The organism is Bradyrhizobium sp. SZCCHNR2028 (assembly GCF_032380995.1).
Lineage (GTDB): Bacteria > Pseudomonadota > Alphaproteobacteria > Rhizobiales > Xanthobacteraceae > Bradyrhizobium.
This window is the reverse complement of record NZ_JAUHJF010000010.1, coordinates 121,356-134,653: the sequence shown is the minus strand read 5'-3', so window position 1 is coordinate 134,653 and position 13,298 is coordinate 121,356. Positions and strand designations below refer to the sequence as shown.

Sequence of the window (13,298 nt, the reverse complement as noted above, 5' to 3'; positions counted from 1 at the left end):
GATGAGGATGGGGCGAGAGTAACAAACTGAGTGTTTCGGGCGAATTGCTGGGGGTGGAGCGGAGTTGCGCGAGCGTGACGACGAGTGGACGGGCTGGATGCGCCAGGCCGTCGCCGGTGACGACGATGCCTATCATCGCCTGCTGAGGGCGATCACGCCCGTGCTGCGCGCAGCATCACGGCGCGGGCTGGCGCGCGCCGGCCAGCCCCCCGACCAGGCCGAGGACATCGTGCAGGAAATTCTGTTGGCGGTTCACCTGAAGCGGCACACCTGGGACGTCGACGCGCCGTTCGCGCCCTGGCTGTTCGCGATCGCGCGCAACAAGCTGATCGACATGCTGCGCCGGCGCGGCCGGCGGGTGTTCGTCGACATCGACGATTTTTCGGAGACGCTGGCCGACGCGCCGCCGGCGCCCACCGTCTCGGCCAGCGAGGTCGAGGCGCAGCTGAAGACCTTGCCGCAGCGCCAGCGCGACGTGCTGCAGTCGATCGCAGTCGAGGCCGCCTCGATCAAGCAGACCGCGGAGAAGTTTTCGATGAGCGAGGGCGCGGTGCGGGTGGCGCTGCACCGGGCGCTCGCAAGCCTCACGGCCAAGCTACGGGATACCTGACCATGGACACCGATCAGCTCATCCGCACCCTCGCGGCCGACAATGCGCAGCGCGCGCAGCCGGTCGGCATCGTGCTGGCGCTGGCCCTGATGGCGGCGACGCCGGTATCGACCGCGATGCTGCTCATCGGCCTCGGCGTCCGGCCGGACATCTGGCTCGCGGTGCGCAATCCGTTCTTCGACCTGAAGTTCGTCGTCACCACGGCACTGGCGATCCCGGCGCTGATCATCGGCCTGCATCTGTCGCGCCCCGAAGCCTCGCTGCAGGGCTGGAGCTGGCTGCTGATCGCGCCGATCGTCGTCCTTATCGGCGGCATGGCGGCGGAGATGATGCTGCCGCAGCGCACGCCGATGATGGCGCGGCTGGTCGGCCACAATTCGATGGTGTGCATGAGCGCCATTCCCGTGCTGTCGCTGCCGCTGCTGGCCGCCGCGCTGTTCGGCCTGCGCCATGGTGCGCCGTCGCGTCCGGCGATGACGGGCGCGATCGCCGGGCTGGTCTCGGCGGGGATCGCGGCGACGCTCTATGCCGCGCATTGCACCGACGACTCGCCGCTGTTCGTGGCGACCTGGTATACGGTGGCCGCGCTGATCGTGGCCGGGCTCGGCGCGCTCATCGGCGCAAGGGTCCTGCGCTACTGAGGGGGGCTGCGCGACGAGCGAGGTCGCGACTACGCCTGCATCGGCGCCGCGGCGTCCTGCACGCGGTGGAAGCGCAACACCTGCTGCGCGGTGGACCGCCGGAGCCGCTCATAGGTCGCCTTGCAGGCGTCGAGATCGGCCGGCGCGGTGGTGGCGAGCTCGTCGCGCATCAGGATGATCGATTTCACCGTTGGCCAGGACAGCCCTGCGACCTTGGCAAGGATCATCACGCCCTCGGCACGGCTTTCGATCATGATGCTTTCGGCGACCGCGACCGGCACGTTGGCCATGGCCGCGACGGCGGCATTGGCCTCGTCGAACTTGCGCTGCTCGGTGAACTGCACGACGAGACGGTCGTCGAGCCGGCCCTCGGCATGCAGCGAGCGCACCAGCGCGTGCGCGATCTCGGTCTGGCTGGTCAGCGCCACCGCGCTCGATCGCGCCCGCCGGCCCGCCATGCGCACCGCCGAGGAGACCTCCTGCGCGAGCTTCGGATTTGCCGCCTCGAGCCGCGTGCGGACCGTGGCAGACGCCTTGGCGACCAGCTTCAGATAAAGGTGGCGCGGCAGATTGGGCCGCATGGCGAGGCACGCGGCGAGGTTTTCGTCCAGCGCGGCGCGATCGACCAGCGTGTCGAGGCTGGTCCCCGAGACGTCGGCGCCGGGATTGCTGACGGTGCTGTGAACGACCTCGTCGTTGCCGCGCCTGAGCAGGATGTCGGTGACGGCGTGGCTGAGCACGCGCCGGAGCGAGATCGCGAGCAGATGCGCCTGGCTCTTGGTCTCGGCTGTGCGGATCAGCGCGGCCTCGTCGAGCCGTTCCGACTTCGACAGCACGGGGCCTGCGACATCGATGGCGTCGTCATCGGCCAGCCGGTGCAGCGTCCGCGGCGGCGCCGACGCCAGCGGCGCAAGCCGGCGCGCGAGCAGGGCGCGGGCCGAAATCTCGATGTGGTCGATCAGGCATTCGAATACGTCGTCGAACAGCGCGACCTGGTCATCGGCGAAGTCCGTCGCGCCGTCGACGAACAGGTCCGTCACCTTGCGCAGGGTCTCGACCCGTCGCGCGACGGTGCCGTGCGCGAGCGTGTCCTCGAGCTCGTCGAGCAGGCTTTCGTTCGGGGTGGGTTTCGGGGGCATGCCGGGATGGCTCAGGCGCTGGTGACGCGATTGCGGCCCCGCGCCTTCGAGTCGTAGAGCGCCCGATCGGCCCGGGCGAGCAGCGAATCGGCGGTCTCGTCGCCGCGCGGGGCGGCCACGCCGGCCGAGAACGTGACCTGCAGGCCGGTCGAGAACGCACTCCAGTCGAGGCCGGCGATGATCTGGCGCAATCGTTCGGCGAGCCGCGCGGCGGCGTCCGCCGGCGCGCCCGGCAGCACCAGCAGGAATTCCTCGCCGCCGTAGCGGCCGAAGCGGTCGCTGCCGCGAATGTTGGCGAAGATCGTGATGGCGAAGGTGCGCAGCACGTCGTCGCCGGTCGGATGACCATGCGTGTCGTTGATGCGCTTGAACCAGTCGAGATCGATCAGCACGACCGAGCAGGGCTGGCCGCCCTGCCGCGCCTGCGCCATCTCCTCGTCCAGCACATCCATGATCGAGCGCCGGTTCAGCGCGCCGGTGAGCTCGTCGATCTCGGCCAGCTCCTCGATGCGGCGATAGGCTTCCTTGAGCTTCTGTCCGCGCTGGTACAGCGTCTCGCGCAGCGCGCTGGAGAAGATGCCGAGGAACATGCAGCCGGCGATGGTGAGGAGGAAGACCAGGAGCGTCGCGAGCCGCTCGAGGCCGCTGTCGTGCGGCATGCCGAGCGGCTTGTCGGTGAGCAGGAACAATCCCGCTAGGCCGATCGCGAGGAACGTCCAGCAGATCGCGCTCTGGCGCGGCGTCGCGCGCAGCGAGGCGAAGGCGACGACGATGTACAGCGTGCACAGGAACAGGATGCTGACTTCGGGCGCGATGTAGCAGAACGCGACCGTGATCATCATGCTGGCGAGCGATTGCGGCACCACGAGGTAGTGGTCGCGGAAACGGTCGTTGAAGCCGCTCTCCGACAAAGCGGTCCACAGCGCGACGGTGAGAACGCCGATCGCTGCGTAGGCTGGCGCGATCGTGACCGGGACGGTGCCCGCCTTGGCGTAGATCAGCAGGATGACGGCGTCGATCAGGTAGCATCCTGCGACCAGCGCCAGCATCTGCCGGCGCCGCCCGGCACGACGCGCGCGCAGGTCGCTGGACGGAGACGGCTGCGCGTCCCCGGCCTCAGCGACATTCGGACTGGGAAAAGGCGGTGCCGTCGTGCCCATGTGCTCGCGATTCTTCGTCGTTGGCTCAAAATCTACGTGGGAAAGCATTTAACTTTGGTATCTATGGGCATGGACGAAGAGGCCGCCGGCGTCGTGCTGCGACGGGGAATCTACGGCTTTCAGGGCGCGCAGTTGGTGGGAACGGGCGGAACATGGTAGGCGGGAACCCGCTGGTCGCGATCGACCTGGGCGCTGCAGCGAAATCTGCAAGTCTGTGCGCCAACTCACATTTCGGGACGTATCTTTCCGGTATTTTGAAGATTTTTGCGGTTGTGTTCGAACCGCGACGTCAATCCTCCAGACCAATCTTGCGAGACGGCCATTGAGCGTGACAGCAGCGGCGTCAGATGAAACCCTGATTGCCCGGATCGCTCAAGGCGACCGGCTCGCCATGCAGGTGCTGTACGGACGGCACCATGTCAGGGTGTACCGTTTCGGGCTCCGGCTCGTGCGGGACGAGCAGGTCGCGGAAGACCTCATCAGCGAGGTCTTTCTCGACGTGTGGCGTCAGGCCGGCAAGTTCGAAGGCCGTTCTGCCGTCTCCACCTGGCTCCTGGCGATCACGCGGTTCAAGGCCCTGTCGGCACTTCGGCGCCGGAAGGACGTTGAGCTGGAAGACGAGGCCGCGAACGCGATCGAGGATACCTCCGACGATCCGGAGGTCGCGGTCCAGAAGAAGAATACCGGCGAAGCATTGCGCAAGTGCCTGACGGCACTTTCGCCTGATCACCGGGAGATCGTCGATCTCGTCTACTACCACGAGAAGTCCGTGGAGGAGGTGGCCGAGATCGTCGGAATTCCGGAAAACACCGTCAAGACGCGCCTGTTCTATGCGCGCAAGAAATTGGCCGAACTCCTGAAAGCGGCCGGCATTGAAAGAGGCTGGCCATGATGGCTTTGAGCAAGATGCTGGAGCAAGAGCCCGGAGAGATCGAACTCCTGCTGCCGTGGTACGCCGCCGGCACCCTGAACGCGCGCGACATGCGCCGGGTCGAGGAGGTGCTTGCCCACGATGCCGATCTCGCCAGGCAGTATGCAGAGATCCAGAAGGAATATGCCGAGACCATCGCGCTGAACGAAAGCCTCGGCGCGCCCTCGATGCGCGCGATGCAGAAGCTGTTCGCGGCGATCGAGGCGGATCCGATGCAAAAGCCTGCCGCGCCGCGCGGCTTCAGCGCGCGGCTGATGGATTTCTTCGACAGCTTGTCGCCGCAGACCTTGGCGTGGACCGTCAGCCTCGGCGCGCTTCTGGTGCTGGCGCAGGCCGGCGTTATCGGCGCCGTGCTGATGCGCTCGCAGACCGCGACCTATCAGACCGCCTCGGTCGAGGACAAGAACGCAGCTCCCGAGCCCGCGAGCAAACCGATGGCCGCGCCACCGCCGCCGAGCGCTGCTGCGCCGGCCCCGGCGGAGCGGACGCCCGAGAGCATGACGCGTTCGCGGATGGCCGAAGCACCGGCCCCGGCCGCTCCGCTGATCCGCGGCCTTGGACCGCAGGTCGCCGGATCGACCGCGCCCGCCTATGCGCTGGTGCGGTTCGCGCCGGATGCGCGCATGGCCGACATCTCCGCGTTGCTCGACAGCTACCAGGCGTTGATCGTCGAGGGCGCCAGAGGCGGCCTGTTCAAGCTGCAACTCGGCGACCGGCCGCTGTCGAAGGCCGAGGCCGACAGCCTGATCGGCCGTCTGGCGCGAGAGAAGATCGTCAGCCTCGCGGTGGCCGCGCAATAGGCCCGCGCCGTCCGAACGTCATTCGGAGGCTCCATGTCGTCCACTTCGCCGCTACAGTTCGCCAGATCGGTCGCGATACTGATTGTCGTCGCAATGCCTGCTTTCGCGGGTGGCGACCTCAGTGCCCATGCCCAGGCGATGATGCGTTCGCCCAACATCAACATCCCGAGCCGGGTGCCAAGCATCAACCCGGGCACCGCGATGCGTGTGCCGCCGCCGACCGGGATGGCCTTGCGCCCGACCTTGCCCAATGCGCGATTTGCACCGAACCTGCAGGCGTCCTGCAACCCGGCGGATCGCAGCGTGTCGGGTGAATGTCTCGACCGCCGGTCGGTGACGGGGGACGGGCAGGGCCGGCAAGCCCAAGGAAGATTGGACAAAGGCAGGTCCGCCAAGGTGACGCAACGGCGCGAGCCTAAGGCTGCGGCCGCTGGCGATCCGCGGGCCGTCGCCAACGAGATCGTCGCCGAGATCGATGACGGTCTCTCGATCGACCAGGCCGACGCGCTGGCGCGCCGCCATGGCCTGCAGCGCATCAGCTCGCAGCGCTTTCCGCTGATCGGCGCCACCATCGGCCTGTTCAGGATCACCGATCGCCGCTCGGTGCAGGCGGTCAGCCGTGCGCTCGCGGCAGATGCCAGGGTGCGTTCGGTGCAGCCGAACTACCGCTATACGCTGCAGCAGCAGAGTGCGCCGCCTGTCGAGGGCGATCCGGCGCAATACGCGCTGGCGAAGCTGCGGCTGCCGGAAGCGCACAGGCTGGCCCAGGGCTCCAATGTCACCATCGCAGTGATCGATTCCGGGATCGATCTCAAGCACCCGGAATTCGCCGACGCGTCGTTCGACGCGTTCGACGCGCTCGGCGGCGACGAGGGGCCGCATGTGCACGGCACCGGCATCGCCGGCGTGATCGTGTCGCACAAGCGGTTGATGGGCAGCGCGCCCTATGCACGCATCATCGCCATCCGCGCCTTCGGCATGGCCAAGAAAGGCGGCGGGCCGGAGAGCAGCTCCTATGTGATCCTGAAGGCGCTGGACTACGCGGCCCTGCACGGCGCGCAGATCGTCAACATGAGCTTCGCGGGCCCGAAGGACGCGGTGATCGAGCGCGCGATCGCGGCCGTGGCTTCCAAGGGCGTCGTGATGGTCGCCGCGGCCGGCAATGCCGGGGCCAAGTCGCCGCCGCTGTATCCTGCGGGCAATCCGAACGTCATCGCCGTCAGTGCGACCGATGACAGGGACCAGTTGCTGCCGGCGTCGAACCGCGGCAATTACATCGCGCTGGCCGCGCCCGGCGCCGAGATCTTCCTGCCGGCGCCGGACGGAAAATATCAGATCATCTCGGGCACCTCGTTTTCCGCGGCCTATGTCAGCGGGCTTGCGGCGCTGGTCCTGGAGCGCAATCCGGCGCTGAAGCCGGAGATGGTGCGGACCGTGCTGACCGGGACCGCGCGCGATCTCGGGACGCCCGGACGCGACGATCTGTTCGGGGCAGGGCAGGCGGATGCCCTGGCGGCGGTCCAGGCCGTGGTCTCGCCGCAGGATGCGCCTGCTGCTGCTGTGCCTTCCGCGGGGCTGCAAACGGAGCCCGCGGCGGCCCGCGAGTTGCGCCCGGCGCCGGCCGCGGTGACCGAGGCATCTCCAGCCGGCGACGCGCTTCGGCCGGCGCAGCAATGACGCCAACGTTTTCGTGAACGTTCCGAAATTCTCCCGCTCGCTTTGAACGTGCAGCGGGGCGGTCACGACAGAAAGCATGTGGGAGCGGTGATCCCCTCCCCAAGGCTATATACGGCGCGAGCGCCCATCCACCCCAAGCGCCCATATGGCTCGACCCGTCCGGTTGTCCCCCCGGACGGGTCTTCCATTTCTGGGCCAGGTCGAATCCCGGCGACATTGATATCCGGCAGTGTTCGCCCGCCCGATGGGCACATCTTCGGGTTGTCAGGCGATGTCGTTGGCCGCGTTCGCGTGGCTGCACTAGGCCGGATTCCGAAAAAGCACGGAGAAAATTTCCGCACGACTACGGTTTGGCCGCCAAACAACATGGCATTAGCTAGACTTTGTTAACCTTTTCCACAAAATATTCACGTCACGTTGCGTTGATTCGTGCCGAGTGCGTCCGTCCCCTTATCTCACGGGCTCCCCCATGACACATCGACCGGACGTGACTTGCAGCCGCGAACTGGCTGCGCGCTGGTGCGCGCTTGCCGAAAGGCGCCTGGACCATCTGACCGAGCTGTTCCAGAGCGGCCGTTGGCGCCGCTACTACACCGAGCAGTCGCTCCTCGACGATATCCGGCACGCCAAGGCCGCGGTGCAGACCTGGCAGGCGCTATCCCGCGCCGAGCCCGAGCAGGTGAGCATCGTGCCGAGCCAGCGGCCGGCTGCGATGGTGGCTACGCCACCCGCTCCCGTGCGCCCCGCCGAGCCGGAGCCGATCAAACTCCGTCTCCACGAGAATCACCCCATCGAGCGGCGCCCCATCGCGCTGCCGCCCTCGCTCGAAACCATCCTTGCGGAGTCCGAGATCATCGTCGAGCCCGAGATCGAGCTGGCCGCGGATGATCTGGAACCGGACGGCGTCATCGAACCCGACTATGTGTCCGAAGATGCCATCGCGCCGGAGCCGGCCGTCGCGCCGCCCCGCATCGACATGTTCGCCCTGGAGCAAGCTTTGAGCATCGGCATTCAATCCGACGCCGAGGATGACGAGCCGGTGGTCGATCTCGACGCCATCGAGCGCCGCTATCCCGCGCTGGCGGTCGCGTTCTAGGCGCAGGGCGAGCTCCAGACCCACTCCGCATCGCAGCCAAGGGGGCCGCAAGCCGCCCTCAATCTGGTCACTTGATTTCAAGACCGAATGGTCCATATATCGGTGATGAGCCGCCAGACTCCGATGCAGTTGCCGCGTGGGCGCCCGCGAAGTTTCGACATGGACGCCGCTGTCGAGCGGGCAATGGGTGTGTTTTGGTCGCGTGGCTATCACGCGACGGCGCTGCCTGATCTTCTTCAGGCGACGAAGCTCTCGCGTGGCAGCCTCTACGCCGCGTTCGGTGACAAACACTCGCTGTTCCTGCTCGCGCTTGACCGTTACATCGCCGATGCCCTGGCCCGGATGGATACCGAGCTCGACCCAAGCAGGGAGCCGGTCGACGGCCTGCGGGCCTATCTTGCCGGCTACGTCGACCGCACGCGCGGGGCCAATGGTCGGCGCGGCTGCCTGCTGGTGGCGACAGCCATGGAGCTTGCTGGCCAGGACGCCGAAGTTGGTCGGCGCATCGCGAGTTTCTTCAAGGCCATGGAGGTCCGGGTGGCGGATGCACTGTCCCGCGCGAAGATGGCGGGCAAGCTGGCCGAGGGTGTCGAACCTTCGAGTGCCGCGCGAATTCTCGTCTGTTTCGTTGAGGGGCTGCGCGTGGTCGGCAAGACGGGGCCGACGCCGATCACATCGCAAGCCACCGTTGACGCGCTTCTCGATCGCGTCATTCGATAGAGACCGTTGAGCGCCTTGCTTTCGAGTCGCCTATATCTGGACCGATCAGTCCTTAAATGGAGAATGCCATGACCATCGTCCAGATTCTCTGCTCGGTGGCCGTTCCATTACTGTGGGGTTATCAGTTCGTCGTCATCAAAGTGGGGGTGACGGAGTTTCCGCCGCTGTTCTTTCTCGCGCTTCGATTTCTGGCCATCGCGCTGCTGCTCGTTCCGTTCGTCAAAAGGCCGACGCGTCAACAGCTCGGTCACATCGCAGTCATTTCCGTTTTCCTGGGCGGCCTGAACTTCGGGCTGTTCTATGTTGGTCTTGGGCTCGGCTCGGGAAGCATGTCAGCCGTCGCCTATCAACTCGCCACGCCCTTCACCGTCCTGTTGGCGTGGCCGCTGCTGGCGGAGAAGCCGTCCCTCTCCACATGCGCTGGAGTAGGGCTTGCATTCGCCGGCGTGGTCGTGCTGGCGGCCGAGCCGGGTCTGACGGCAAACGTGCTCCCGCTGCTGCTGGTGGTTGGCGCAGCCTTCGCATTCGCGGTGTCCAACGTCCTGACCAAGCGCTACGGCCCTTTTGAACCGCTGATGCTGATGGGATGGTCGTCGCTGCTCACCGTGCCGCAAGTCGTCGTCATGTCGTCGTTCCTCGAATATGGCCAGGTGGCGAGCCTTGCCGCGGCGGATGAACGCGGATGGCTGGCGCTCGCCTACACGGTCTTCATCGGCGGAATTGTCGGGTTTGGCGTCTGGTTCTGGTTGATCGCCCGCTACTCCATGAGCCGCGTCGCACCGTTCAGCCTGCTGCTTCCGGTGTTCGCCTTGATCTCGAGCGTATTGTTCCTGGACGAGCGGATGACACCGAAGCTGATTGCGGGCGGGCTGCTGGCGATCACCGGCGTCGCGATCACACAAGTGAGGCCGAGCGCTCGGCCGATTTGAAGCGGCGGCTCAGCTTCGTCGCACCGCGTTGCCGCTGACCACGATCTGCGCATAGCCTTGCGTCCCGTCGCGCGTCAGGTCCGATGTCACCGGCTTGATGTGATCGAGCCCGATCACGGCGCCACGGGGCGTGCCCGAGATCATGTTGTTGCTCACAAGCGCCGTGCCCGCGCCCGGAACGACGGACACGCCGACGCCCGCGAGCGCATTGCGAATGACGTTGCCGGAGATCACCACGTCCCTGAGATATCGGCCCCAACCGGCGACGATGCCGTAGGACGGGGCGTTCTCGACGACATTGCCGGTCACCGCGGAGTCCGCCTCGACATAGATCCCGATGCCGGCATCGTCGTCAGGTGCGGTGCCGATCGGCCGCTTCGGGATCAGATTGCGGATGATGTTGCCCTGGACCACCGCGATGCGGCCGCCTTCGTTGAAGTTGCAGACGGAGACGCCGAAGGCGGCACCATCCACCGTATTGCCTGAGATGACGGCGCCCTCGAATGCGAACTCCGAGTAGAGCGCGACCTCGCGCACGTCGCTGACGCTGTTGCCGACGATCTGGATGTTCGAGGCCGAGTTGCCGCGCACTGCCGAGTAGTCGCAGTTCCTGATGCGGTTGCCGCTGATGATGACGTTGCCGGCGCGAAAGGCGTTGATGGCGTTGCCGTACTGGCCCGAGCCGCCGGGGCCGGCCTTGATGTCCTCGATCCGATTGTCGAGCACCATCGTGCCGTCGTCGCCGATCGCGGTGCGCAGGATCTCGATGCCGTTGTCGCTTGTGCCGTTGATGGTGTTGCGCGACACGATCAGGCCGAGCGCGTCGAACGACACGATGGCGGTGACCGCGATGTCGGTGATCACGTTGCCGCTGACGTCGCCCGAGACCTGCTCGAGCCAGATGCCGCTGCCGCCGGAGCGGGTGATCTCGCAATCGGAGATACGGGCGTCGCGGCTAGCGGCGACATGGAGCAGGCCGCGGCGCTGGGGCAGGGCGATGCCGCCGCCGTCGAGCGCGATGCCGCTGACGCCGATGCCGTCAGCGCCTTCTGCTGACAGCATCGACGGGCCGCCGCCGGTGAACACGAGCTTGGTGGCGCCGCGGATGCCGACCAAGTGGCTGCCCCTGGCGAGGCGCAGCATCGAGGTCCTATAGGTGCCTGGCGGCAGCGCCAGCGGCGCCTGCGCGCGGGCGGCCTCGTCGATCGCACGCTGCAGCGCGCGGGTCTGGTCGTCGGGACTGTTGGGCTTGACGCCATACTGTGTGGCGTCGCGCCCGAGCGCGGAGATCAAGGGGGCGACCTGTGCGGCATCCGCCGGCAGGGCCAATGCCCCGGCGGCGCCGGCAGCCGATCCAGCCAGAATGCGGCGGCGATTGACATCCATGGTCAGCGTCTCACGCAAAAGATGATGTGCGGCCACGACTTAAGCTGAAAGCCTCAAAGCTGATGCTGAGGATGAGCGCCTGCGCCCGGGATTGTTGGCGGTAGGGTTAAATCTTCACGTCAGATCGCCGCCGGCTATGGGGTGCCCGTCGAACCGGTGAGCCTCTCCCGAGGGAACCAATGGGACTCGCGGACATTGTTCCGGCAATGGATCGGCGAGGAGAGGGTCATGCATCTGTCCAATGAGAGTCTACTGGTTATTCTGTTCGTCGGCATCGTCGCCGGGTGGCTCGCGGGCCGCGTCATGGAGGGCGGCGGTTTCGGCCTGATCGGCGACCTGGTCGTCGGTCTCGTCGGCGCCTTCATCGGCAACTGGCTGTTGCCGCAGCTCGGAATCCATCTGGGCGTCGGACTGGTCGCCGCGATCATTAACGCCTTCATCGGCGCCGTGGTCCTGCTGCTCCTGCTGCGCCTGATCGGTGGGGGATTTGGCGGTCGGCGCCGTTGGAGCATCTGACACAGCGCTGACGGTCAGCGGTCATACCACTCTCGACGTCAGCTCGTGCGACAGGTCGCCTGTCGCACGAGCTTGACCTGCTCCATCAGCATGGCTTCGCCGGCATCGACCAGCCCCTCCAGCGTGATGCGCGAACTGCCGTGCGGCAACGCCATGCCGGCGCGCGGCAAGGGAGGAATATGGATGAAGGCGGCGACCCGCGGCCCTTCGGCGGCTTTGGTCGCCTCGATCGCGCGCCAGCTCAGATAGTTGCAGAGATAGCTGCCGGCATCGCGCGAGGCCCGGGCATCGATGCCGGTGGCGCGCGCCGCGCGCAGCAGCCGCGCCATGTGCGGACCGAACGTCGCCGGATGTGCGCCCGGCGCGATCACGCCCTTGCGCGCGACGTGGCGATCGGCATCGGGGAAGGTCGTGGTGATCGCATTGCGCGCGCGGGTCTCGATGCGCAGGTATGATGTTCGCCCGGCGAGGCCGAACATCAGGAGCGCATGCGGGCGCCGCTCGGCGATCAGGGCGGGCAGCTCGCGATCCACGGTCGCATAGGTCACGTGAAAAATGTGGCTCGTGATGTCGACGTCGTCCAGCGCCGGCCGCCGCAGCTCCGACAACCGCTTCACCAGCGGCATGGTCGGATTGGACGGCGCGCCGGGAAACGGGCCGAAGCCGGTGATCAGGATGCGCGGCCGCTCGCTCATGTCAGCATCTCCGCGAGCTGCTCGGCGGCGAGCGCCGGCGCGACGCGGCCCTCGGCGACGTCGGTCTCCAGCTTCTTCACTTTCGCGCGGACGGACGGATCGGTGCGCAGCCGCGCCATCAGCCGCTGCTCCAGCATGGTCCACATCCATTTCACCTGCTGGTCGCGCCGCCGCGCGGCGAACTCCCCGGAGGCGATCATCGCCTTGCGATGATCCAGGACCTTCTGCCACAGCTCGGCGATGCCCGTGCCTGATATCGCCGAATAGGTCACGACCGGTGGGTGCCAGTGCTCGGAGCGGGGGCTGAGCAGATGCAATGCGCCGCGATAGTCGGCGGCGGTGATGTTGGCGCGCTTGACGTTGTCGCCATCGGCCTTGTTGATCGCGATCATGTCGGCGAGCTCGACCAGGCCCTTCTTGATGCCCTGCAGCTCGTCGCCGCCGCCGGGCAGCATCAGGGCGAGGAAGAAATCGGTCATGTCGCAGACCGTGGTTTCGGACTGGCCGATGCCGACCGTCTCGACCAGGATCACGTCGAAGCCCGCAGCCTCGCACAGCAGCATCGCCTCGCGCGTCTTGGCGGCGACGCCGCCGAGCGTGCCCGACGATGGCGAGGGGCGGATGAAGGCGTGCTCGTGATGCGACAGCCGCGCCATCCGCGTCTTGTCGCCCAGGATCGAACCGCCGGTGCGCGCCGACGAGGGGTCGACCGCGAGCACCGCGACCTTGTGGCCCTGTTCGATCAGATACATGCCGAGCGCATCGATCGTGGTGGACTTGCCGACGCCGGGCGAGCCGGTGATGCCGACCCGGATCGCGTGCCCCGTCCGTGGCAGCAGCGCCTGCACCAGCTCCCGCGCGGCGGCCTGGTGGTCGGCGCGGCGGCTCTCGACCAAGGTGATCGCACGCGCCAGCGCCGCGCGGCTGCCGGCGCTGATATCGTCGGCCAAGGCCGTGGTATTTGGCGAAGGAGAACGAGAGGACATGCGCCCGTTATA

At 66.9% G+C, this 13,298-nt stretch carries 14 protein-coding genes; 9 read left to right on the top strand and 5 right to left on the bottom strand.

Annotated elements, in window-relative coordinates; all coding sequences use genetic code 11:
- Nucleotides 1–64: 64 nt before the first annotated feature.
- Entirely contained in the window at nucleotides 65–610 is a 546-nt protein-coding gene (locus QX121_RS17885) for a sigma-70 family RNA polymerase sigma factor (RefSeq protein WP_315812634.1), read from the top strand.
- A 2-nt stretch (nucleotides 611–612) separates the two neighbouring features.
- Nucleotides 613–1,251 (top strand): DUF1109 domain-containing protein, encoded by a 639-nt coding sequence (locus QX121_RS17880; RefSeq protein ID WP_315777534.1) that lies wholly within the window; start codon nucleotides 613–615, stop codon nucleotides 1,249–1,251.
- Nucleotides 1,252–1,280: 29 nt separating this feature from the next.
- Here the strand turns inward: QX121_RS17880 and QX121_RS17875 are convergent, their stop codons facing one another.
- Nucleotides 1,281–2,390: a DUF2336 domain-containing protein gene (locus tag QX121_RS17875; RefSeq protein WP_315812633.1), complete on the bottom strand. Its 1,110-nt coding sequence runs from the start codon at nucleotides 2,388–2,390 to the stop codon at nucleotides 1,281–1,283.
- Between the two features lie 11 nt (nucleotides 2,391–2,401).
- Nucleotides 2,402–3,550, bottom strand: coding sequence for a GGDEF domain-containing protein (locus QX121_RS17870; RefSeq protein WP_315812632.1), 1,149 nt, complete (start codon nucleotides 3,548–3,550; stop codon nucleotides 2,402–2,404).
- A gap of 322 nt (nucleotides 3,551–3,872) precedes the next feature.
- On the opposite strand from QX121_RS17870, the gene QX121_RS17865 reads away from it, so the two are divergent.
- The 6 genes from QX121_RS17865 to QX121_RS17840 all read left to right on the top strand — a co-directional run bounded on the left by QX121_RS17865 (nucleotide 3,873) and on the right by QX121_RS17840 (nucleotide 9,703).
- Complete coding sequence (locus QX121_RS17865) at nucleotides 3,873–4,442, top strand: sigma-70 family RNA polymerase sigma factor (protein ID WP_008961196.1); 570 nt, start codon at nucleotides 3,873–3,875, stop codon at nucleotides 4,440–4,442.
- Nucleotides 4,439–5,281 (top strand): hypothetical protein, encoded by an 843-nt coding sequence (locus QX121_RS17860; RefSeq protein ID WP_315812631.1) that lies wholly within the window; start codon nucleotides 4,439–4,441, stop codon nucleotides 5,279–5,281. Before QX121_RS17865 ends, QX121_RS17860 begins: the two co-directional genes overlap by 4 nt.
- Before the next feature lie 33 nt (nucleotides 5,282–5,314).
- Complete coding sequence (locus QX121_RS17855; protein WP_315812630.1) at nucleotides 5,315–6,958, top strand: S8 family serine peptidase; 1,644 nt, start codon at nucleotides 5,315–5,317, stop codon at nucleotides 6,956–6,958.
- 487 nt (nucleotides 6,959–7,445) lie between these two features.
- Complete coding sequence (locus QX121_RS17850) at nucleotides 7,446–8,054, top strand: TIGR03809 family protein (RefSeq protein WP_315812629.1); 609 nt, start codon at nucleotides 7,446–7,448, stop codon at nucleotides 8,052–8,054.
- 123 nt (nucleotides 8,055–8,177) lie between these two features.
- A complete protein-coding gene (locus QX121_RS17845; RefSeq protein ID WP_315812673.1) occupies nucleotides 8,178–8,774 on the top strand; it encodes a TetR/AcrR family transcriptional regulator in 597 nt (198 codons plus the stop codon).
- Nucleotides 8,775–8,842: 68 nt separating this feature from the next.
- Nucleotides 8,843–9,703: a DMT family transporter gene (locus tag QX121_RS17840; protein WP_315812628.1), complete on the top strand. Its 861-nt coding sequence runs from the start codon at nucleotides 8,843–8,845 to the stop codon at nucleotides 9,701–9,703.
- A 9-nt stretch (nucleotides 9,704–9,712) separates the two neighbouring features.
- Here the strand turns inward: QX121_RS17840 and QX121_RS17835 are convergent, their stop codons facing one another.
- The gene (locus QX121_RS17835) at nucleotides 9,713–11,089 is read right to left on the bottom strand and encodes a TIGR03808 family TAT-translocated repetitive protein (protein ID WP_315812627.1); all 1,377 of its coding nucleotides are present in this window, start codon (nucleotides 11,087–11,089) and stop codon (nucleotides 9,713–9,715) included.
- 228 nt (nucleotides 11,090–11,317) lie between these two features.
- Between QX121_RS17835 and QX121_RS17830 the strand changes: the two genes are divergently transcribed.
- Nucleotides 11,318–11,605 (top strand): GlsB/YeaQ/YmgE family stress response membrane protein, encoded by a 288-nt coding sequence (locus tag QX121_RS17830; protein ID WP_315739884.1) that lies wholly within the window; start codon nucleotides 11,318–11,320, stop codon nucleotides 11,603–11,605.
- Between the two features lie 38 nt (nucleotides 11,606–11,643).
- Here the strand turns inward: QX121_RS17830 and QX121_RS17825 are convergent, their stop codons facing one another.
- Nucleotides 11,644–12,300, bottom strand: coding sequence for a pyroglutamyl-peptidase I (locus QX121_RS17825; RefSeq protein ID WP_315812626.1), 657 nt, complete (start codon nucleotides 12,298–12,300; stop codon nucleotides 11,644–11,646).
- Nucleotides 12,297–13,286: a methylmalonyl Co-A mutase-associated GTPase MeaB gene (gene meaB, locus QX121_RS17820; protein WP_315739882.1), complete on the bottom strand. Its 990-nt coding sequence runs from the start codon at nucleotides 13,284–13,286 to the stop codon at nucleotides 12,297–12,299. Before meaB ends, QX121_RS17825 begins: the two co-directional genes overlap by 4 nt.
- Nucleotides 13,287–13,298: the final 12 nt, after the last annotated feature.